Raw genomic sequence first — 21,871 nt, forward strand, 5'->3', positions numbered from 1 at the left:
CCTACGCTTTGACCCTGGCGCCTGCCGGATCATACATTGGCTCGAGGTGGATATTGGCCTGCGTCCTCTCCATCGCAACCACCAGTTCATAGTCGCCGGAAGCGAGAAAATCATCGCTCACCCCGTCGGCGTTGCGCACATAGCCGTAGCCGATGTTCCTGCCCAGCGTGTAGCCATAACCGCCGCTGCTGAGATAACCGACCGGCTCGCCATTGCGCAGGATGGTTTCGCGGCCGAGCAGCACGATCTCGGGGTCTTCGACCGTGAAGCCGGCAAAGCGTTTCTTCAGTGCCGCGCCGCTGGTCTTTTCCAGCGCGCGCCGTCCAACGAAATCGGTGTTCTTGCGCAGCTTGACCGCCCAACCGAGCCCGGCTTCCTGTGGCGTGTCGTTGGGGGTGATGTCGGATCCCCAGGCGCGATAGCCTTTTTCCAGCCTTAGCGATTCCAGCGCCCGATAGCCGACCGGTCGGATGTCATGCTTCTCGCCTGCCGCCATCAGTGCGTCGAAGACTTCGCCGGTGGCCGCGATCGGCACATGCAGTTCCCAGCCGAGTTCGCCGACATAGGTGACGCGCAGTGCCCGAACCGTGTGGCCGGCGATGGCAATCTCGCGCACATGGCCGAACGGGAAGCCGGCATTCGACACGTCGGCTCCGGTCGCCACCGAGAGCACGTCGCGCGCCCGAGGACCCATCAGCGACAGCGTGCCGAAATCCTCGGTGACGTCGACAAGCCTGGCGTCGAGCCCTTCGCTGATATGATCGCTGATCCATGAGGAATCATGCGTGCGGAAACCGGTGCCGGTGACGATATAGAACTTCTCTTCGGCCAGCCGCGCCACCGTCAGATCGGCCTCGATGCCGCCGCGCGTGTTGAGAAGCTGCGTATAGGTCAGCCGGCCGACCGGCTTGCTGACGTCGTTGGCGCAGATCCAGTCCAGCGCCTTCAACGCATCTGGCCCGGTCAGCTCGTATTTGGCGAAAGACGATTGATCGAAGATGCCGACCTTATCCCGCACATGCCGGTGTTCGTCGCCGACCGCCGCGAACCAGTTCTGCCGGCCCATCGAATAGATGTCCTGCGGCTCGACGCCTAGCGGTGCGAACCAGTTCGGCCGCTCCCATCCGAGCTTCGAGCCGAATACGGCGCGCTGCTGTTTCAGCCGCTCGTACAGCGGCGAGACGATGCGCGGCCTCCCGCTGGCATACTCTTCATGCGGAAAGCCGGTCGTATAGTGTTTGCCATAGGCCTCCAGCGTGCGGTCGCAGACCCACTGCCGGTCGCGGTGCAAATTGGAAAAACGCCTGATGTCGACCACCCACAGGTCGAGCGGTGCCTCGCCGTCGACCACCCACTGCGCCAGCACCCAGCCCGCGCCGCCGCCCGAGGCGATGCCGAAGGCGTTGAAGCCGGCGCCGACGAACATGTTGGCGCATTCGGGCGCTGTACCGAGAATGAAATTGCCGTCCGGCGTAAAACTCTCCGGCCCGTTGATCATCTGCTTGACGCCGACGGTTTCCAGCGCCGGCACACGCGCGATCGCTTGGCTCATGTGCTGCTCGAAATGGTCGTAGTCGTCGTCGAACAGCCTGAATTCCCAATCATTGGGAACGTCGTCGCCGGGGAGACCAGTCGCCCAGGCCTGCGGGTTAGGCTCATAGCCGCCCATCACCAGCCCGCCGACTTCCTCCTTGAAATAGGTGCGTCGGTCAGGGTCGCGGATGGTCGGCGCGTCGGTCGCCAGCCCGTCGATCTTCTCGGTGATGATGTACTGGTGCTTCACCGGCTGAAGCGGCACGTTGATGCCGGCCATGGCCCCCACTTGCCGCGCCCATTGGCCGGCGCAATTGACCACCTTGTCGCAGGCGATGTCGCCCCTGCTGGTCTTCACCGCCGCGATGCGGCCGTCCTTCATCTCGAAGCCGGTGACGCGAACATCCTCGAACAGTTTGGCGCCATGCATGCGCGCGCCCTTGGCCAGCGACTGCGTGATGTCGGAGGGGCTCGCCTGGCCGTCGGTCGGCAGCCAGGAGGCGCCGACGAGATCGCCGGTCTCCAGCAGCGGCCACATCCTTTTCACCTCGTCCGGCGACAGCAATTGCATGTCCATGCCGAAGCTTTTTGCTGTCGTCGCCAGCCTTTTGTACTCGGTCCAGCGGTCGGCGTTGGTGGCGAGCCTGAGGCAACCGGTCATCTTCCAGCCGGTGGCGAGACCGGTCTCGGCCTCCAGTCCCTTGTAGAGGTCGACGGAGTATTTCAGCACGCGGGTGATAGACGCCGACGAGCGCAATTGCCCGACAAGGCCGGCGGCATGCCAGGTCGAACCCGAGGTCAGCTTGCCCTGCTCCAGCAGCACCACGTCAGCCTTGTGGTCGCGCGCCAGATGATAGGCCGTCGAACAGCCGATGATGCCGCCGCCGATGACGACGATGGCGGCCTGGCTCGGCAATGTCATGATTTCTGTATCCCGTATTTTGTCCGGTAGTTTTCCAGTGCCGCGTCGAGCCGGGCGAGGTTTTCCTCGGTGTAGGCGACGTAGTCGATGCCCGGCGCGTCGAGATAGAGCTCGGAGACCATGCTCCACATCGCCTCGCGCAGCAGCGAGGCGCATTGCATGGCCGCGTGCGAACGGCGGATCGCCTCGTCCGGTTCCTTCATGAAGTAGGCGGTCAGGAAGGCAAAGGATTCCTCGTCGCTCATGCCGGCGTTGGAGGCGGCGCCTGCGAGGTCGAACATCGCCGTGTTGAAGCCGGCATATTCGAAGTCGATCAGCCATAGTCTGTTGCCGTCGTCGAGAATATTGGCCGGCAACAGGTCATTATGGCCAAAGACGATCGGCAGCAGTTTCTGCGCGCGCTCCAGTTCGTCGGCCAGTGTCAAAAGGCGCGGCAAGTCGCTGCGCTTGCGGCTGCCGCCTTCTTCAAGCGTGCGCGCATAGTCGCGAATGACATGGAACACCCAGAACATGAAGCCGGCGCCCGAGACGTGATTGGGCATCTCCCGGTGGAAGGCGCGCATCAGGGCCGCGACCCGGCCGAGATTGGCGCGCACGTCTTCCGCCAGATAGGTTTTCGCACCGAGAAATTCCGTCACCAGGATGCCCGGTTCGGCATGGCGGACGGCTGGCGCGAAACCGGCGGCATGCGCCGCCCGCGCGGTCATAACCTCGCGCTCGCGAAAGACATGGTGGAACGGATAGTCCTTGCCGAAGCGCACGACATGTCGTCCGGCCGCGTCCTTGACCACATAATTCGCGTTGCTCAGGCCGCCGGGCAGCGGTGCGATCTCGATGCTACCGGTCCAGCAGGGCAGGGCGCGGATGCGATCTTCGGCGGTCACGGAACATCCCTGGTTTGCTGGGCTTCGACAAGGCGCCGTGAACAGCGCAACGATGGCGGGAGAAACGTAAATGATCTCGTCGGTGCGGGACGCCAGGATCGGTATCCCGCACCGCACCGACGAGCCCCTTGGCCAGGTTTTTGAGCCCGGCATCCGCCCCCGCGGATCTGAAAATTCCTTGAACAGGCACGTTCCAAACGGCCTGATCGCTGAATTGCGGCTCTGCCCCCAGTCGCAGATCTGAAGCCTGTGGATGTCTTCGATTTCACGCCAGGGCTGCCCGCTTGTCAATAAAAAGGTGTGACTTTTTTTGGGTATTTTGCCCGAAAGCGTAAGGTAGTTCCTTTAAAAGCACTTGAATTACCTTAAAATCGGTCAGGAGCATCAGTTCGGGAAACCAGATGGCCCAGTCCAAACGACACGGCGAGATCCTGCGGCTCCTGCAGGAAGAGGGCACCGTCACCATCGCCAGCCTGGCCGACCGGCTGGGCGTGTCGCTGGAGACGGTGCGCCGCGACGTCAAGCCCCTGACTGGTGATGGCTCTGTCCTCAAGATGCATGGCGCCATCGGCCTGCCGTCGATGATCGGCGAAGCGCCGTTCGAACGGCGCATGCGTGAGAACGCCGACGCCAAGCGCGTCATTGCCCGCATGGTCGCCGCCACCATACGCGACGGCGAATCGATCATGCTCGACACCGGCACGACGACCTCGTTCCTTGCGCGTGAACTGCTCGGCCACCGGCGCCTGACGGTCGTCACCAATTCCTCGGATATTGCCCGCACCCTGGCCACCATCAACGGCAACAAGGTCTATATGGCGGGCGGCGAACTGCGCAGCGATTCCGGCGCTGCTTTCGGCGCCTCGGCAATCGATTTTGTCAGTCGTTTTTCGGTCAGCCACGCCATCATTTCCACCGGCGGCGTCGACGCGGTGATGGGCGTCATGGATTTTGATCTGGATGAGGCCGAGTTCGCCCGCATGGTGCTGTCGCGCGGCCAGCGGTCCCTCGTCATCACCGATCACTCGAAATTCGGCCGTCTTGGTCTGGTCCAGGTCTGCGGCTTCGACAGCTTTTCCGAACTCGCCACCGACCGCTCGCCGCCGCACGACCTGGCTGCCGCCCTGGCCCAGGCCGGCGCGCGGCTCAGCATCGCCGGCGAGGAAGCCGGGTTCTAGCCGAACACCAGCGACTGGTGGGCGCAGACGCCCGCAAAAGTGCCACCCGATACCGCAAAGGCAATATTGTGCATCGAGCGTGCCGCGTCGCCGGCGGCGTAGACGCCGGGCACGGTCGTCTGCTGCCTGTCATCGACTGATATCACCGGGCCGAGGAGGCCTTCGGAGAAGCCGCAGCCGAGCTGTTCGGCCAGCGGGCTGGCCATGATGTTGCGCGGCGCGGTGAACATCGCCCTGACGCCGGCCTTTCTGCCGTCGTCGAGGTGGACGATCAATCCGCCGGAGCCGTCTTCCCTTAGCTCGGCAACGCTGGTGGGCTCAAACCGCACCTTTCGGCTCTCCAGCGCGCGCATCTGCTCTGTGTCGGGTTCGAACAGGCCATTGCCGAACAGTGTGACATCGCCCCAATCGGCGATCAGCTGTGCCTGATGCAGGGACATCGGGCCGGTTGCGAGCACGCCGAGCGGCCCGCCGGAAACCTCGTAGCCGTGGCAATAGGGGCAGTGCAGCACGCTCCTGCCCCAGAGCTCGGCAAGCCCGGCAACCTCCGGCAGGATATCGCGCACCCCGGTGGCCAGCACCAATCGTGCGGCACCGAATGTCTCGTCGCCATCGGTGGTGATTTCGAAATCGCTGCTGCCGGCGGCAACGGCCTTCTCCGCGCGCCCGTCGACAACCCTGGCCGTCGGGTAGGCCAGCAGCTGCCGCCTTGCGTCAGCCAGGATTGCGCCAGGCGCGCGCCCGTCCTGGCCGAGGAAGCCGTGCGAATGCTCGGCAAAGCGGTTGCGCGGCTGGCCGGCGTCGATCACCAGCACCTTGCGTCCTGCCCGCGCCACCTGGATGGCGGCGGACAGGCCGGCAAAGCTGCCGCCGATGACGGCAAGATCATACTGCATGGCTGGAGACTCCAATGAGATCAAAACGGCGGCGGAAATCGGCGGTCAGGTCGGCCAGCGTGATGCGGCTCAGCTTCTCCGCCAGCAGCCTTTCGGCGGCGATGCGAAAATCGTCGAGGACGGCGATCACCGCCTGCTCGACGAGGCAGCCGGGGCTTTCCGGCTCTGTGCTGAACGGCAGCAGCGTCTCGCCAAGGGCGACGCTGATCTCGGCCAGGGATATTTTCTCGGGCGCCCGCCCGAGCAGCCAGCCGCCACCGTGGCCGCGCGACGAGGTGACGATGCCGGCATCGCGCAAGCCTGCGATGGTGCGGCGGACCACAACCGGATTGGTGTGGATGAAGGTGGCAAGCTGCTCGGAGGTCAGCGCCTGTTCGGGCTTCTCGGCCATGTGGACGAGAATGTGCAAGGTCGAGGACAGTCGGCTGTTGCGTTTCATGTAACTTAGTTAGTTACGATTGGCGAAGCCGTCAAGTGTTCGCCGGTTGCCACTTCCCAGCATCGCGTCCGCCGTGTTTAGTCCGGCCATGGCTTTCACCATCCGCCAGTTGCAGTTCTTCATCGCCGTCGCCGAGCAAGGCACGGTTTCGGGCGCCGCGCAGAACCTGTCAATCTCGCAGTCGTCGGTCACCGAAGCGATCAAGGAGCTCGAAAGCGATCTCGGCGTCGAACTGTTCGAACGCCATCCGCGTGGCCTCAACATCACCCACAAGGGCCACCAGTTCCTGCGCCACGCGACGAAAATCCTCGCGGACGTTTCCGACGCGCGCCGCTCTTTCTCCGGCGAGCAGGCGGTGGCGGCCGGCCGGCTGCAGCTCGGCGTCACCTCGCTGGTCGCTGGTTATGTGCTGTCGGATCTGCTTGCCCGCTACCGCCGCGCCTATCCCGGCGTCGAGGTCTCTGCCATCGAGGACAATGGCGATTATCTCGAACACCTCCTGATTGGCGGCAAGCTCGACATTGCCGTCATGGTCACCTCCAATTTGCGCGACCGCACCGCGTTGCAGTCGGAAATCCTCGAAGTCTCGGCCTATCGGCTGTGGCTGCCGCTCGGTCATCCGCTCGTCGGCGCCGACATCATCAGCATTGGCGACATTGCCTCCGAAACGCTGATCATGCTGACCGTCGACGAGATAGAGGAGAATACCGGCAAGCTGCTGACGGCGATCGGCGCCAAGCCGCATGTCGCCTTCCGCACCCGTTCCGTGGAGGCCGTGCGCAGTCTGGTCGCCACCGGCGCCGGCGTGGCGCTGCTGCCCGACCTCGTCTACCGGCCCTGGTCGCTGGAAGGCGACCGCATCGAATCGCGCGATATTTCCGGCTCCTTGCCGGTGGTCCAGGTCGGCATGGTCTGGCGGCGCGGCTCCGGTCTGCCGCAGGCGGCGCGCGATTTCATCGGCCTTGCCCAGTCGCAGCGGACGGTCCGCCAGCGTCCCTGAGAGGTCGGCTGCCCACCTATCGGAAAAACCGATATCGCCCTTCTGATAAATGAATTTGCGAAACCGGAATTTTCAAAGCACTTTCGGCTCAGGGACCAAAGTCGCCACCAGAGCGGCATCAAGCCCAACGGACGAACTGACAGTTTTCAGTCCGCGCGTGACCCTAGGAAGACCGAACACGGCTTTCAGGGTCAGGCGCCTAAATGGGAGATCGACAATGAATTCATTCCTGAAGTCGTGCACTGCTCTGACGGTCGCGCTGACCTTTTCCGGTCAGGCCGTCGCCCAGGTAAAGGAGCTTGGCAAGGGCGAGGGCCAGGTCAACATCGTTGCCTGGCCGGGCTATATCGAGCGCGGCGAAACCGACAAGGGCTATGACTGGGTGACCTCCTTCGAGAAGGAGACCGGCTGCAAGGTCAACGTCAAGACCGCCAACACCTCCGACGAGATGGTCTCGCTGATGAATGAGGGCGGCTTCGACCTCGTCACCGCTTCAGGCGATGCCTCCCTGCGCCTCGTTGCTGGCAAGCGTGTCCAGCCGATCAACACCGATCTCATCCCGAGCTGGAAGACGGTCGACGAGCGCCTCAAGGATGCGCCGTGGTTCACCGTCGGCGGCGCCCACTACGGCGTTCCTTACCAGTGGGGCCCCAACGTCCTCATGTATAACACCGACGTGTTCAAGGAAGCTCCCAAGAGCTGGAACATCGTCTTCGAGGAAATGAAGCTGCCCGACGGCAAGTCCAACAAGGGCCGCGTCCAGGCCTATGACGGGCCGATCCACATTGCCGACGCCGCCAACTATCTGATGTTCCACAAGCCGGAACTCGGCATCAAGGATCCCTACGAACTGAACGAGGACCAGTACAAGGCCGCGCTGGAATTGCTGCGCGTCCAGCGCACGCTGGTCGGCCGCTACTGGCATGACGCCGCCATCCAGGTCGACGACTTCCAGAACGAAGGCGTCGTCGCTTCCGGCTCGTGGCCGTATCAGGTCAACACGTTGGTCGCCGCCAAGAAGCCGATAGCGTCCACCATTCCGGAGGAGGGCGCGACCGGTTGGGCCGACACCACGATGATGGAAGCCGATTCGGCCAACCCCAACTGCGCCTATATGTGGATGGAACATTCGCTGTCGCCGAAGGTGCAGGGCGATGTCTCGGCCTGGTTCGGCTCGCTGCCGGTCGTGCCCGCCGCCTGCAAGGGCAATGAGCTTTTGACCGACGAAGGCTGCAAGACCAACGGCTACGAGAATTTCGACAAGATCAAGTTCTGGAAGACGCCGGTGTCGAAATGCGCCACCCAGAACGATCAGTGCGTGCCCTACTACCGCTGGGTATCCGACTATATCGGCGTCATCGGCGGGCGGTGATTCTTCTTACCCTCCCCCTTGTGGGGAGGGTCGACGCATAGCGTCGGGGTGGCGTGCGCTCGGCGTTTTTCGAAGCACCCCCACCCGCGGCTTCGTCGCGACCTCCCCCGTCGCGGGGGGAGGTAGGACGTCGCGCGACATCAACGCATCAAACCGGCAACGGACTGACAGCCCATGACCTCCGCCGTCTCCTTCCAGAAAGCCTCGCGCCATTTCGGCAGCGTGCGCGCCGTTGATGCGGTCGATCTCGACATTGTGCCGGGCGAGTTCTTCGCCATGCTCGGGCCGTCCGGTTCCGGCAAGACCACCTGCCTGCGCCTCATAGCCGGCTTCGAGCAGCCGACATCGGGCTCGATTTCGATCTTCGGTGAACGCGCCGAGGGCGTTCCGCCCTATCGCCGCAACGTCAACACCGTGTTCCAGGACTATGCGCTGTTCCCGCATCTGAATGTGCTCGACAACGTTGCCTACGGGCTGATGGTCAAGGGCGTCGGCAAGGCTGAGCGGCACAAGGCGGCGGAAGAGGCGCTGTCACTGGTGCGGCTGCCCGGCTATGGCGCCCGCCGCCCCGGCCAGCTTTCCGGCGGCCAGCGCCAGCGCGTCGCGCTCGCCCGTGCGCTGGTCAACCAGCCAAAGGTGCTGCTGCTCGACGAGCCGCTCGGCGCGCTCGACCTCAAATTGCGTGAGAACATGCAGGAGGAGCTGAAGTCGCTGCAGAAGGCGCTCGGCATCACCTTCGTCTTCGTCACCCACGACCAGGGCGAAGCACTGTCGATGGCCGACCGCGTCGCCGTCTTCAACGATGGCAAGATCATGCAGGTCGGCACGCCGGAGGATATCTACCAGCGGCCGAAGACCCGCTTCGTCGCCGATTTCGTCGGCTCCTCCAACGTGCTGCCGCCGGATTTCGTCCAGCGCTATTCCGGCCAGCATCGCTGGGGGAGTCTCCGCCCTGAATCCATTCGCGTCGGCCGCGCGGCCAGCGGGGTCACAAGTGGCGAGGGCGTGTCCGCCCGCCTTGTCTCGACCAATTATCTCGGCGCCACGACGAAACTGTCGCTCGATGCCGACGGGCTGCGGCTGCACGCCATCGTGCCCGCCGGCACGGCCTTGCCTGGGGAAGGCGAGGCGGTGGTGCTCACCTTCAACCGCGAGCACCTGCATCTGATGGACGAGCCGGCATGAGCCTCGACGCCACCATGATGCGTGCAACAGCGCCCGCCATCCTGCGCGGCAGCGGCGGCTTGCGCGGCGCGCTATCGGACCTTTTCTGGCGCAAGCCGAAGGTCCTGCTGCTGCTCATGCTGCTGCCTCCGGTTCTGTGGCTGGGTATCGTCTATATCGGCTCGTTGTTTGCGCTCCTGGCGCAGAGCTTTTTCTCCATCGACGAGTTTTCCGGCCTCATCAACCGTGAGTTCACGCTGAAGACTTATGGCGACCTGTTCCAAGCCGCCAATCTCGACATCATCCTGCGCACGGTGACGATGGCGGCCCTGGTCACGCTGGCCTCGGCCGTCATCGCTTTCCCCATCGCCTATTACGCGGCGCGCTATGCGCGCGGTCGCTGGAAGGCGCTGTTCTATCTCGGCATCATGCTGCCGCTGTGGTCGAGCTATCTGGTCAAGATCTACGCCTGGAAGCTGATCCTGGCAAAGGAGGGCATCCTCACCTGGCTGCTCGCCAAGCTGCATTTGTTGTGGGTGCTCGACGCATGGCTGTCGCTGCCGATTGTCGGCGGCAATTCGCTGTCGGTATCGTTCACCGGCACCTTCATCGTCTTCGTCTATGTCTGGCTGCCGTTCATGATCCTGCCGGTACAGGCGGCGCTCGAGCGCGTGCCCGGCAATCTTGTCGAGGCCTCGTCCGATTTGGGGGCTTCGCCGGGACAGACCTTCCGCAACGTGCTGTTCCCGCTGGCCCTGCCGGGCATTGTCGCCGGTTCGATCTTCACCTTCTCGCTGACGCTCGGCGACTACATCATCCCGCAGATCATCGGCACCTCGCGCCTGTTCATCGGCCAGGCCGTCTATTCGCAGCAAGGCACCGCCGGCAACATCCCGCTCGCCGCCGCCTTCACCGTGGTGCCGATCGTCATCATGGGCTTCTACCTCTGGGGCGCCAAGCGCATGGGGGCCTTCGATGCGCTCTGATGGTTCCCAGTCGGCTCCGCTCGGCCTGAAGATAGCCGCCGCCTGCGGCCTGCTGTTCCTGCATCTGCCGATCCTGCTGATCTTCGTCTACGCCTTCACCACCGAGGAGAAGAGCTTCGTCTGGCCGCCGCCAGGGCTGACGACGCAATGGTTCGCCGTGACCTGGAACCGGCCGGATGTCTGGCAGGCGCTGTCGCTATCGGTCAGGGTTGCCTCGATCTCGACTGCGATTGCTTTGGTCCTCGGAACGCTCTGTTCGGCGGCGGTGTCGCGGACAAAATTCTTCGGCCGCGAAACCATCTCGCTGCTGGTCATCCTGCCGATCGCCCTGCCCGGCATCATCACCGGCATCGCGCTGCGCTCGGCCTTTTCGCTCGCCGATATCCCGTTCTCGTTCTGGACGATCGTGCTCGGCCACGCCACCTTCTGCGTCGTCGTCGTCTACAACAATGCCGTCGCCCGCTTTCGCCGCACCTCCGGATCGATGATCGAGGCGTCGATGGATCTCGGCGCCGACGGTTTCCAGACCTTCCGCCATGTCGTGCTGCCCAACATCGCCACGGCTTTGCTTGCCGGCGGCATGCTGGCCTTCGCGCTGTCCTTCGACGAGGTCATCGTCACCACCTTCACTGCCGGACAGCAGCAGACGCTGCCGATCTGGATGCTGGAAGAACTGATCCGTCCGCGCCAGCGCCCGGTCACCAATGTCGTCGCCATGGTCGTGGTGCTGGTGACGCTGCTGCCGATCCTTGCCGCCTATTACCTCACCCGTGACGGCGACCAGATCGCCGGAAGTGGGAAATGAAAAACAGCGAATAGGGAGTAGCGAATAGCGAATAGGGAAGATCGACGGTCAAACCTACTCGCTATTCGCTACTCGCTACTCGCTCCTGTTCAAGGAGAAACCTTATGGACACCCAGATGCTGATCGGCTCGAAATTCGAGAAGGGCACCGAGACCGAGGAACCGATCCTCAATCCAAAGACCGGGGCGACCATCCTCAGCCTGCCCGAGGCCAGCCAGGCGCAGATCGAGGCGGCGGTCACCGCCGCCGAACAGGCGTTCGTCTTGTGGTCGCGCACCACGCCGGCGCAGCGCTCCGGCTATTTGCTGAAGATCGCCGACCGCATCGAAACAGACGCGAAGGAGTTCGCCACGCTCGAGGCGCTCAATTGCGGCAAGCCGATCAACGCTGTGCTCAATGACGAAATCCCGGCGATCGTCGATTGCTACCGCTTCTTCGCCGGCGCCGTTCGCTCGATGCCCGGCGTCGTCGCCGGCGAATATCTGCCCGGCCACACTTCCATGGTCCGGCGCGATCCGATCGGCATCGTCGCCTCCATCGCGCCGTGGAACTACCCGCTGATGATGATGGCCTGGAAGCTGGCGCCGGCGATCGCCGGCGGCAATACCGTCGTCTTCAAACCATCCGAGCAGACACCGCTGACGGCGCTGAAGCTGGCGAAGATCCTCGCCGATATTCTGCCGGTGGGCGTGGTCAACGTCGTGCTCGGCCGCGGCGACAGCGTCGGCAACACGCTGATCAATCATCCCAAGGTCAACATGATCTCGATCACCGGCGACGTCGCCACCGGCAAGAAAGTGCTGCAGGCGGCCGCCAAGTCGGTCAAGCGCACGCATCTCGAGCTCGGCGGCAAGGCGCCGGTCATCGTCTTCGATGACGCCGACCTCGGTGCCGTGGTCAACGGCCTGCGCGCCTTCGGCTATTACAATGCCGGCCAGGACTGCACCGCCGCCTGCCGCATCTACGCCGGCAAGAAGATCTACGACAAGCTCGTCGCCGATCTGTCCTCGGCCGTCTCGACCATCAAGTACAACCGTCCCGACGACACTGAAAACGAGATTGGCCCGCTCATCTCCCGCCGCCAGCGCGACCGCGTGTCGAGCTTCGTCGAGCGGGCCTCGGAACTGAAGCACATCGAGATCACCACCGGCGGCAGGCCGGGCGAGGGTTCCGGTTTCTATTACCAGCCGACCGTGGTTGCCGGCGCGCTGCAGGAAGACGAGATCGTGCGCCGCGAAGTCTTCGGCCCGGTCGTCTCGGTTACCCGTTTTTCGGAGGTCAACGAGGCGGTGAACTGGGCCAATGACAGCGACTACGGCCTGGCGTCATCGGTGTGGACCAAGGATGTCTCGCGCGCCATGGCGACGGCCGCCCGCCTGCAATATGGCTGCACCTGGATCAACACGCATTTCATGCTGACCAACGAGATGCCGCATGGCGGGCTGAAACAGTCCGGCTACGGCAAGGACATGTCGCTCTACGCGCTGGAAGACTACACCGCCGTGCGCCATGTGATGGTGGCTCACAGCTAGCGCCTTCCCTTCTCCCCGTTTTACGGGGAGAAAGTGGCCCGAAGGGCCGGATGAGGAGCAGCGCGTCGCTGGCAAAGCGGGCTCCGCCCCTCATCTGCCTGCCGGCATCTTCTCCCCGTGAAACGAGGAGAAGAATCACTACTCCACAATGCGATAAATATTCCACAGGCTGGTGCCCGACACGACATAGGGTTCCATCTCCTTGCCCCATTTGGCATGCGCGTCGATCTTGCCGATCTTGGCGAAGAACGCTTCCAACTGGGCCAGGCTTTCGACCTGGTGATGGGACTCGACCGTGGCCTCCCGCGCCCCGATCGAACCGGTCATGATCTGGAATTCCAACTCGTCGATGCCGACCTGCGAGCCGATCTCGCGTTCCCATTTCTTCAACAGGTCGAGCACGGTCTGCTTGTGTCCGAACTTGGCGTCGATCTGCCATCTGGCGCTGAACATCGTCTTCTCCTCCAGGTTTGCGGCCCAGGCCGCGGTTGATCCACCGGCTGTTGGTCTACTCGTCCCAGGCCTGCACGACGGTCTGCCTTGCGATCCGCCCGTCCTTCAGCTCCAGCATCGCCGCGCAGAACACCTTGGTGCCGTCCGGATAGGCGCAGGCCTGGGTGAAGGCGAGACTGTCGCCGTCGGCGATGGTGGTGTCGACCTTGTGGGTCATCGCCCGGCTGCAGATGTCGTCCCAGAATGTGGTGATCGCCGCGCGTCCGCGGATCTCGCGCGGCTTGCTCGGCGGGTTGTTGCGGTCGATCACCCGCACCAGCGCGTCGTCGGCATAGAAGCTCGACAGCATCTTGCCGTCACGGGTTTCGATGGCCTTCTTGATCGATGCGCCATCCACTGTTTGGGTCTTGGTCAGCATGTCATCCTCCATTGGCCCGTCTTGCGACCGGGCGGTTGATGGTCGAAGGGCTGCCCGGCGCTCGTCGCCGGGCAGTGGTTGTTACTGCGACTTCGCCTTGACGGCCGCGAACACGTCGTCGGCCTGCTTCTTGAAGGTCGTCAGATCGACCTGACTGCCGTTGAGCATCGTCGGCCAGTGGCGCACGATCGCGGACATCGCCACCGCCTCCTTGATCTCCTCATCGCTGGCGCCCTGCCGCTATCGCAAGCGATTTGAGTGTTTGGTTCGACGTCAGCATTTCCTCCTCCGTTCGCAGCACCTTTCCCGACGACATCCGCCTGGCCTGCATGGAGAGAATTGATAGCGCTGACCCGCCCATGGCCGCTTCGCCCGAAAGCGCCATGGCTCTCATGGCCCGTGCGGGCCAGGGTGCCTGGCCGAAAACGCCGCCGCCGCCGCCCGCGACGGCAGGTCCAGCTTGAGCAGTATGTTGGCGACATGGCGCTTGACCGTGTGTTCGCTCAGCCTCAATTCGGCGGCGATCGCGGCATTGCTCTTGCCGTCGGCGACGAGGCTCACCACCTCGCTTTCGCGCGCCGTCAATGCGGCCGGCTCGGCAACCCTGGGTTTGGGCCGGCAGGCGGGTTCCAGATGCTGTTCGGACGTCGCATGGACCAGCGCCAGCGGCTCCTCCAACTCGTCGACGCTGATGCGCCCGGCGTCGGTGAAATGCAGGCCCGACCCAGCCGTCAGATCGGCGATCAGACGCGACGCGATAATGTCGCCGGGGCCGGCATGGGCGGCCAACTGCATCGCCACCCGCGCGGTCATCCCAACGGGCGGACCGCGCATTTCGATCTCGCCGACATGCGCCCCTTGCGCGCTTGCCACGCCGATTTCCTGCGCCGCCTCGCGCAGGGCTGCCGCGCAGCGTATGGCGCGTGCCGGGCCGTCGAAGCGCGAAATCATCAACTCGCCATGCAGGCCCACAGAGCGCCCACCATGGCGTCCGACCAGCAGCCGCCAGGTTTCCTGGAAGCGTTGGCTGCGTTCGCTCCACATGCGGTCGCCGAGCCGCGCCGTATCGTAGATGCGTGTCACCAGAAGTGCCGCCAGCACGCGGTCCACTTCGCCTACGGCGCGCTCGCCGGTCAGGAATTCCTCGATCAGATCGGCCACCCCGTCGACATCGCCGGTCCAGATCGGATGGTTGCGTCCGGCAATCTCGACCAGCCGGGCGCCGGGAATCTTCTGTGCAAGGAAGCGGCTGGCATCGGGGTCGACCCGCGCATCGTTGCGGCGATGAATCACAAGCGTCGGCGCGCTGATCACGTTCAGGATGTGGCGGATGTCGACGTCGGCGTTCATGCGCGCCAGCGCCGCCGCCGCCGTCGGGCTCGCCGACAATCGTTCGAAACGTGCCCACCACTGGGCGAAATGCGCGTCGTCGACCCGGCTCGGCGCGAAATGGGGCAGAGTGGCGCCGGTGCCCCAGGCTGTCTCCGCCATCTCGATGAAAGCGTCGAGGCGTTCGGGCGACATCACCCATTTGTGGAAATGCGCATAGCCGCCATAGAGCGCCAGCGCCCGCGTCCGCTCCGGATAGGTGGCGGCGAACAGCATCGCCATCGGCGCGCCTTCGGAGGAGCCGAGCAGGGCTGCACGGCCGCTGCCGGCGGCGTCCATAACCGCGCGCACATCGTCCATCCGCGTTTCGAGACTGGGCAGGTTATGCGCGTCGACGCGGTCGGACAGACCCGTGCCGCGCTTGTCGAACAGGATCAGCCGCGAGAATGCCGAAAGCCGCTTCAAGAGCCTGGTATAGCCCTCGTCTTCCCAGTGCAGGTCGAGGTTGGAAATGAAGCCCGGCACGAAGACCAGATCGAGCGATCCCTGCCCGACCACCTGATAGGCGATCCTCATATCGCCGCTACGGGCGTATCGCGTCTCGATCGGCCTCACGAGATTTCCACCCCGGCCTGACGATTTCTGGTCGTCAAACCATAGCAGAACAGCGCGGATGCGGCAGCTTAAACTTTAGCGATGACGAATGTAAGCCGGCGCGGCTTGGCGATTATTCCTGCGAGGCGGCGACGTCGGCAGGGGAGGGCTCGAGTCCGAGTTTGAGGTCGGCCGCAGCCGGCGTGATCGGCCGCCTGATCCTGGCGGAGGCGGCCACCACCAACTCGTTGAAGTTCCCGGTGCCGTCGTCCAGCATTTCGAAGAACTGCCGCCGCATCCTCGGCTCCCAGAACTTGTTGATGTGCTCGGCGACGCCGGCAATGCCTTCCTCGCGCGGCTTGGAATGGAAGAAATCGGCGATCTGGTTTGCCATGCGCACCAGCTTCTCGGCGGTGCTCATAATGTGTTCTTCGTCATGCGACATGCTTGGCAACTCCGCAAACCACCCGGTCGGGGTGGGTGAAAATATCAAAATCGTCGCCGCGAACCAGCGCCACCAGCGTCATGCCAGCCTCTTGCGCCGTGCGGATGGCAAGGGCGGTCGGCGCCGAGACGGCGATGATGAAGGCCGAGCCGATGGAAGCCGTCTTCTGCACCATTTCGACCGACACCCTGGATGTCACCACGACGGCACCGGATGCGCCATCGATGCCGGCCTTGGCCAGCGCACCGGCCAGCTTGTCGAGCGCATTGTGACGGCCGACATCTTCGCGCGCCATGACGATGCCCTTGCCAGGCATATAGAAACCGGCGGCGTGTACCGCTCCGGTCTCGGTGTGCAGCGGCTGCACTTTGGACAAAAGCTTGACCGAACGGGCGATGTCGTCGGCATCAAGCGTAAGGCTTGAGGCACCAACCGCATCGACCGAGCGCATTGCTTCCTCGATCGATTCGATGCCGCAAAGCCCGCAGCCGACCGGGCCGGCGAGCCTTCGCCGCCGCGCTTCGAAACGTGTGTTGGCTCGGTCCTTCAGCCGGATCTGAATGTCGATGCCGGCGCCATGGTCCTCGACCTCGATCGCTTCGATCTCTTCCGGCGCAGCCACAATGCCTTCGGTCAGCGAGAAGCCAAGCGCGAAATCCTCGAAATCGGCCGGGCTTGCCATCATCACCGCATGCGTGGTGCCGGCAAAGGAGAACGCCACCGGCGTCTCTTCCGGCACCATCCGGTTGGCAGCCGTCGTCCCAACCGCGCGGTGCGCCAGCCGCGATACCTGCGTCGTGGCTTTGCGGCGCGCGCTCAAGACTACTCCGCCGCCTGCAAAGACGCGATGCGCCGGCTCTGCTTGGCTTGCTCGTCATAGTCGCGCTGCCATTCCGACGGTCCGTTGGAGGCGCCGACCTGCACCGCCGTCACCTTGTATTCCGGACAATTGGTCGCCCAGTCGGAGAAGTCGGTGGTGATGACGTTGGCCTGCGTGTCCGGATGATGGAACGTCGTGTAGACCACGCCGGGCGACACCCGGTCGGTGATCAGCGCGCGCAGCGTCGTCTCGCCCGATCGGCTGGTCAGCCGGACCCAGTCGCCGTCGCGCAAACCGCGGTTCTCGGCATCGTGCGGATGGATCTCCAGCCGGTCCTCCGAGTGCCACATGCTGTTGTCGGTGCGCCTGGTCTGCGCGCCGACATTGTACTGCGACAGGATGCGGCCGGTGGTGAGCAGCAGCGGAAAGCGCGGCCCCGTCCTTTCGTCCGTCGCCACATATTCGGTGCGGATGAACTTGCCCTTGCCGCGCACGAACGCATCGATGTGCATGATCGGGGTACCGAGCGGCGCCTTCTCGTTGCAGGGCCATTGCACGGATCCGACACGGTCGAGCAACTCGAAGGAGACGCCGGCGAAGCTCGGCGTGGTCATCGCGATCTCGTCCATGATCTCGGAGGGGTGCTGATAATTCCAGTCCAGCCCGATCGCGCGGGCAAGCTCCTGCGTCGCCTCCCAATCGGCGTAGCGCGCCTTCGGCTCAAGAACCTTGCGCACCATGTTGATGCGGCGCTCGGCGTTGGTGAAGGTGCCGTCCTTCTCCAGGAAAGTCGAGCCCGGCAGGAAGACATGCGCGTAGTTCGCCGTCTCGTTGAGGAAGAGGTCATGCACGACGACGCATTCCATCGCGGCAAGGCCGGCGGCGACATGCTTGGTGTCGGGATCGGACTGCAGAATGTCCTCGCCCTGGATGTAGATGCCCTTGAAGCTGCCGTCGACGGCGGCGTCGAGCATGTTGGGGATGCGCAGGCCGGGTTCGTCGTCCAGCTTCACGCCCCACAAGGTCTCATAGATATCGCGCACGGCTTCGCCGGAGATGTGGCGATAGCCCGGCAGTTCGTGCGGGAAGGAGCCCATGTCGCAGGAGCCCTGCACGTTGTTCTGGCCGCGCAGTGGGTTCACGCCGACGCCGGGCCGGCCGATATTGCCGGTGGCCATGGCGAGATTGGCGATTGCCATCACAGTGGTCGAGCCCTGGCTGTGTTCCGTCACGCCGAGGCCGTAATAGATCGCGCCGTTGCCGCCGGTGGCGTAGAGCCGCGCAGCGCCCCGGATCAGCTCTGGATCGACGCCGGACAATTTGCCGACGGTTTCGGGGCTGTTTTCCGGCAAGGCTACGAACGATGCCCAATCCTGGAACTCCGTCCAGTCGCAGCGTTCGCGGATGAAGGCTTCGTCGAACAGGCCCTCGGTGACGATCACATGCGCCAGCGCCGTCAGCACGGCCACATTGGTGCCGGGCTTCAGCGGCAGGTGATAATCCGCTTCGATATGGGCCGACTTGACCATCTCGGTGCGGCGCGGATCGAGCACGATCAGCTTGGCGCCCTGGCGCAGCCGCTTCTTCAGCCGCGAGGCGAACACCGGGTGAGCGGAAGCCGGATTGGCGCCGATGATGACGGCGACGTCGGTGAAGTCGACGGAATCGAAATCCTGCGTGCCGGCCGAGGTGCCATAGGTCTGGCCGAGCCCGTAGCCCGTCGGCGAATGGCAGACGCGTGCGCAGGTGTCGACATTGTTGTTGCGGAAACCCTGCCGCACCATCTTCTGGACGAGATAGGTTTCCTCGTTGGTGCAGCGCGACGAGGTGATGCCACCGATCGCGGTGCGTCCGTACTGGTACTGGATGCGGCGGAATTCTTTCGCTGTATGGGAGATCGCCTCTTCCCAGCTCACTTCGCGCCACGGGTCGGTGACCTTTTCGCGGATCATCGGCGACAGGATGCGGTCCTTGTGGGTGGCGTAGCCATAGGCGAAACGGCCCTTGACGCAGGAATGGCCGTGGTTCGCCTTCCCCTCCTTATAGGGCATCATGCGAACGACTTCGTCACCCTTCACCTCGGCCTTGAACGAGCAGCCGACGCCGCAATAGGCGCAGGTGGTAACAGCCGAGCGCTCCGGCAGGCCCTTGGCAAGCACCGTCTTCTCGCGCAGCGCATCGGTCGGACAGGCCTGCACGCAGGCGCCGCAGGACACGCATTCCGAATCGATGAACGCCTCGTGCATCCCCGCCGAAACCCGGGATTCGAAGCCTCGTCCCTCGATGGTCAGCGCGAAGGTGCCCTGCACCTCTTCGCAGGCCCGCACGCAGCGCGAGCAGACGATGCATTGCGAGGCATCATAGGTGAAATAGGGGTTGGATTCATCGCGGGCGATGTAGTCGACCGCCAGCGAGCCATGGCCGGGCGCCACGCCACCTTCCGGCTTGACGTGGTTGCGGCCTTCGATGCCGTAGCGGTTCTCGGTCAGGCCGATCGACTTCGCCACCGCATCGAACTCACTCGCGCCGGTTCCGGCCTGTTCGTTCCAGCCGGTCGGATGATCGGAGACGTAGAGCTCCATGACGCCGCGGCGAATGGCATCGAGCCGCTCGGTCTGCGTGCGCACGATCATGCCTTCGCCGACGGGCGTCGTGCACGATGCCGGCGTGCCGCCGCGTCCTTCGATCTCGACAAGGCAGACACGGCACGAACCGAAGGAGTCCAGCATGTCGGTGGCGCAAAGCTTCGGGATCTCGACCCCGCCTTCCATCGCGGCACGCATGATCGAGGTGCCTGCCGGCACGGTGATGCTGCGACCGTCGACGTTCAGCGTGACCTGCTTCTGCGCCTTCGATTGCGGGGTTCCGTAGTCGATCTCTTCGACGAGGGAGGGGAAGTCGGCCTTGATGTTCATCTGCCAGTTCCTATTCGGCAGCCACGCGCACGGGCGCTGGCTTGAAGTCGTCGGGGAAATGGGTAATCGAGCTCATCACGGGATAGGGCGTGAAGCCGCCCAGCGCGCAGAGCGAACCGAACTTCATCGTGTTGCAGAGGTCGGTGACCAGAGCGAGGTTCTTCTCCGGCTCGATGCCCGCGACTATTCTGTCGATGGTCTCGACCCCGCGCGTCGAGCCGATGCGGCAGGGCGTGCACTTGCCGCAGCTTTCGATGGCGCAGAACTCCATGGCAAAGCGCGCCTGTTTCAGCATATCGGCGGTGTCGTCGAACACCACGATGCCGGCATGGCCGATCAGCCCGTCCTTTGCCGCGAAGGCTTCATAATCGAACGGCGTGTCGAACAGCGCGCGCGGGAAGTAGGCGCCGAGCGGCCCGCCGACCTGCACCGCCTTGACCGGTCGCCCCGTGGCCGTACCGCCGCCGATATCGTCGATGATTTCGCCTAGCGTCATACCGAAAGCGGCTTCGAACAGGCCGGCATATTTGACGTTGCCGGCGATCTGGATCGGGATCGTGCCGCGCGAACGGCCCATGCCGAAATCCTTGTAGAAGGCCGCACCCTTGTCCATGATGATGGGCACAGAGGCTAGGCTGATGACGTTGTTGATCACCGTCGGCTTGCCGAACAGCCCCTTATGCGCCGGCAGCGGCGGCTTTGCGCGCACCATGCCGCGCTTGCCCTCAAGCGAATCGAGCAGCGCCGTCTCCTCCCCGCAGACATAAGCGCCGGCGCCGACCCGGATCTCCATGTCGAAAGCGTAGGGCGAACCCAGCACGCTGGCGCCAAGAACGCCGGCCTTGCGGGCGACCTCGACGGCCTTGTTCATCACCGCCACCGCATGCGGATATTCCGAGCGGACATAGACAAAGCCCTTGGTCGCGCCCGTGGCTATACCGGCGATCGTCATGCCTTCGATCAGCACGAACGGATCGCCCTCCATGATCATGCGGTCGGCGAAGGTGCCTGAATCGCCTTCGTCGGCGTTGCAGACGATGTATTTGCGGTCGCCTGCGGTATCGAGCACCGTTTTCCACTTGATGCCGGTCGGGAAGCCGGCGCCGCCGCGCCCGCGCAGGCCCGATTCGGTAACCTGGGCGACGATGTCGGCAGGCGTCAGTGCCAGCGCGTTCGTCAGTCCGTTCAACCCGCCATGCTTCTTGTAGGATTCGAGGGACAGCGGATCCGTGACGCCGCAGCGCGCGAAGGTCAGCCGCGTCTGCTTGGCCAGGAAGGGGATCTTGTCCGGCGTGCCCAGCCAGCGCTTGTGGTGGCCGCCGGTGAGGAAGCCGCCGTCGAACAGGCTTTTGACGTCGGACGGCTTGACCGGCCCATAGGCGACGCGGCCGTTCGCTGTCGCAACTTCGACCATTGGTTCGAGGAAATAGGCGCCGCGCGACCCGTTGCGCACGATCTTGGCTTCGATGCCGCGCTCGGCGAGTTCGCCGGCGATCGCCTTGGCGACCTTTTCGGCGCCAAGCGCCAGCGCACCGGAATCGCCGGGAATGTAGATACGCGGGATCATGAGCGCACCTCTGCAACGATCTCGTCGAGCTTCTCGTCATTGAGCCGCCCGATCACCTCGCCATCCAGCATTGCGGCGGGCGAACAGGCGCACAGGCCGAGACAATAGACCGGCTCCAGCGTCACCGAACCGTCGCGGGTCGTCTCATGGAAGCCGATGCCCAGCAATTGCTTCAGCTTGGCGGCGATGGCGTCCGAACCCATCGACTGGCAGGATTCCGCCTGGCAGAGCTTCAGCACATGCCGGCCTGCCGGGTGGCTGCGGTAATCATGATAGAAGCTGACGACGCCGTGCACCTCGGCCCTGGAAATGTTCAGCGCCTCGGCGATGACCGGCAGCGCATCCTTGGGCACATGGCCGAACTCTTCCTGGATGCCGTGGAGGATCGGCAGCAACGGGCCTTCGAGGCCCTTCATCTCCTGGATGATCGCGGCCGTGCGCGACGTGATCTCGGTACTTGCAGGCTGCATTGTCATGCAGCGCCCTCCCTATCGTAGCGACCCATACATATCGGCCAGAAGCATCAAGCTGTTTTGGAACAACGACATGCGCGTGCCGCTTTATCGCTAAGTGCTTAAGAAACCAGAGAAAACCTCTGAAATCAATAAAGCGGTTTCGT

The 21,871-nt window shown here is 64.0% G+C and carries 18 protein-coding genes and 3 pseudogenes; 7 read left to right on the forward strand and 14 right to left on the reverse strand.

Features of this window, described 5'->3' with window-relative positions; translation table 11 throughout:
• Position 1 precedes the first annotated feature (1 nt).
• A complete protein-coding gene (locus AC0L2U_RS08600) occupies positions 2 to 2,455 on the reverse strand; it encodes a GcvT family protein (protein ID WP_473601736.1) in 2,454 nt (817 codons plus the stop codon).
• On the reverse strand, positions 2,452 to 3,339 hold the full coding sequence (locus AC0L2U_RS08605) for a phosphotransferase family protein (RefSeq protein ID WP_128287507.1): 888 nt from the start codon (positions 3,337 to 3,339) through the stop codon (positions 2,452 to 2,454). The genes AC0L2U_RS08600 and AC0L2U_RS08605 overlap by 4 nt, the downstream gene beginning before the upstream one ends.
• Positions 3,340 to 3,740: 401 nt before the next feature.
• Between AC0L2U_RS08605 and AC0L2U_RS08610 the strand changes: the two genes are divergently transcribed.
• Positions 3,741 to 4,517 (forward strand): DeoR/GlpR family DNA-binding transcription regulator, encoded by a 777-nt coding sequence (locus AC0L2U_RS08610; RefSeq protein WP_027039687.1) that lies wholly within the window; start codon positions 3,741 to 3,743, stop codon positions 4,515 to 4,517.
• Here the strand turns inward: AC0L2U_RS08610 and AC0L2U_RS08615 are convergent.
• Complete coding sequence (locus tag AC0L2U_RS08615) at positions 4,514 to 5,413, reverse strand: NAD(P)/FAD-dependent oxidoreductase (RefSeq protein WP_128287508.1); 900 nt, start codon at positions 5,411 to 5,413, stop codon at positions 4,514 to 4,516. The genes AC0L2U_RS08610 and AC0L2U_RS08615 overlap by 4 nt on opposite strands.
• Positions 5,403 to 5,852: an RrF2 family transcriptional regulator gene (locus AC0L2U_RS08620; RefSeq protein ID WP_024503367.1), complete on the reverse strand. Its 450-nt coding sequence runs from the start codon at positions 5,850 to 5,852 to the stop codon at positions 5,403 to 5,405. The genes AC0L2U_RS08615 and AC0L2U_RS08620 overlap by 11 nt, the downstream gene beginning before the upstream one ends.
• Positions 5,853 to 5,940: 88 nt before the next feature.
• On the opposite strand from AC0L2U_RS08620, the gene AC0L2U_RS08625 reads away from it, so the two are divergent.
• From AC0L2U_RS08625 to AC0L2U_RS08650, 6 genes are all read left to right on the forward strand, one after another.
• Complete coding sequence (locus tag AC0L2U_RS08625; protein WP_013528025.1) at positions 5,941 to 6,852, forward strand: LysR family transcriptional regulator; 912 nt, start codon at positions 5,941 to 5,943, stop codon at positions 6,850 to 6,852.
• 217 nt (positions 6,853 to 7,069) lie between these two features.
• Positions 7,070 to 8,224, forward strand: a complete 1,155-nt coding sequence (locus AC0L2U_RS08630; RefSeq protein ID WP_128287509.1) for an ABC transporter substrate-binding protein — start codon at positions 7,070 to 7,072, stop codon at positions 8,222 to 8,224.
• Between the two features lie 174 nt (positions 8,225 to 8,398).
• Positions 8,399 to 9,409, forward strand: coding sequence for an ABC transporter ATP-binding protein (locus AC0L2U_RS08635; protein WP_473601737.1), 1,011 nt, complete (start codon positions 8,399 to 8,401; stop codon positions 9,407 to 9,409).
• Between the two features lie 14 nt (positions 9,410 to 9,423).
• On the forward strand, positions 9,424 to 10,374 hold the full coding sequence (locus AC0L2U_RS08640) for an ABC transporter permease (RefSeq protein WP_473601824.1): 951 nt from the start codon (positions 9,424 to 9,426) through the stop codon (positions 10,372 to 10,374).
• Entirely contained in the window at positions 10,364 to 11,179 is an 816-nt protein-coding gene (locus tag AC0L2U_RS08645) for an ABC transporter permease (protein WP_127267883.1), read from the forward strand. Before AC0L2U_RS08640 ends, AC0L2U_RS08645 begins: the two co-directional genes overlap by 11 nt.
• Positions 11,180 to 11,283: 104 nt before the next feature.
• Positions 11,284 to 12,711 (forward strand): gamma-aminobutyraldehyde dehydrogenase, encoded by a 1,428-nt coding sequence (locus AC0L2U_RS08650; RefSeq protein ID WP_128287511.1) that lies wholly within the window; start codon positions 11,284 to 11,286, stop codon positions 12,709 to 12,711.
• A gap of 138 nt (positions 12,712 to 12,849) precedes the next feature.
• On the opposite strand, the gene AC0L2U_RS08655 is transcribed toward AC0L2U_RS08650, so the two are convergent.
• From AC0L2U_RS08655 to AC0L2U_RS08700, 10 genes and pseudogenes are all read right to left on the reverse strand, one after another.
• On the reverse strand, positions 12,850 to 13,164 hold the full coding sequence (locus tag AC0L2U_RS08655) for a hypothetical protein (RefSeq protein ID WP_128287512.1): 315 nt from the start codon (positions 13,162 to 13,164) through the stop codon (positions 12,850 to 12,852).
• A gap of 55 nt (positions 13,165 to 13,219) precedes the next feature.
• Positions 13,220 to 13,582: a nuclear transport factor 2 family protein gene (locus AC0L2U_RS08660; RefSeq protein WP_127267880.1), complete on the reverse strand. Its 363-nt coding sequence runs from the start codon at positions 13,580 to 13,582 to the stop codon at positions 13,220 to 13,222.
• A gap of 81 nt (positions 13,583 to 13,663) precedes the next feature.
• Positions 13,664 to 13,816: pseudogene (locus tag AC0L2U_RS08665) on the reverse strand (carboxymuconolactone decarboxylase family protein); the annotation flags it as partial.
• A gap of 156 nt (positions 13,817 to 13,972) precedes the next feature.
• Positions 13,973 to 15,526, reverse strand: coding sequence for an alpha/beta fold hydrolase (locus tag AC0L2U_RS08670; protein ID WP_473601739.1), 1,554 nt, complete (start codon positions 15,524 to 15,526; stop codon positions 13,973 to 13,975).
• Positions 15,527 to 15,638: 112 nt separating this feature from the next.
• The gene (locus AC0L2U_RS08675) at positions 15,639 to 15,950 is read right to left on the reverse strand and encodes a formate dehydrogenase subunit delta (protein WP_023811684.1); all 312 of its coding nucleotides are present in this window, start codon (positions 15,948 to 15,950) and stop codon (positions 15,639 to 15,641) included.
• The gene (gene fdhD / locus AC0L2U_RS08680) at positions 15,940 to 16,770 is read right to left on the reverse strand and encodes a formate dehydrogenase accessory sulfurtransferase FdhD (RefSeq protein ID WP_128287513.1); all 831 of its coding nucleotides are present in this window, start codon (positions 16,768 to 16,770) and stop codon (positions 15,940 to 15,942) included. Before fdhD ends, AC0L2U_RS08675 begins: the two co-directional genes overlap by 11 nt.
• A gap of 2 nt (positions 16,771 to 16,772) precedes the next feature.
• Positions 16,773 to 19,262 (reverse strand): annotated as a pseudogene (fdhF, locus tag AC0L2U_RS08685) (formate dehydrogenase subunit alpha); the annotation flags it as partial.
• Between the two features lie 59 nt (positions 19,263 to 19,321).
• A pseudogene (locus AC0L2U_RS08690) lies at positions 19,322 to 19,685 on the reverse strand (2Fe-2S iron-sulfur cluster-binding protein); the annotation flags it as partial.
• Positions 19,686 to 19,695: 10 nt separating this feature from the next.
• A complete protein-coding gene (locus AC0L2U_RS08695) occupies positions 19,696 to 21,252 on the reverse strand; it encodes a formate dehydrogenase beta subunit (RefSeq protein WP_128287515.1) in 1,557 nt (518 codons plus the stop codon).
• Entirely contained in the window at positions 21,249 to 21,728 is a 480-nt protein-coding gene (locus AC0L2U_RS08700) for a formate dehydrogenase subunit gamma (RefSeq protein ID WP_127317731.1), read from the reverse strand. Before AC0L2U_RS08700 ends, AC0L2U_RS08695 begins: the two co-directional genes overlap by 4 nt.
• Positions 21,729 to 21,871: the final 143 nt, after the last annotated feature.

The organism is Mesorhizobium sp. WSM4808 (genome assembly GCF_055811675.1).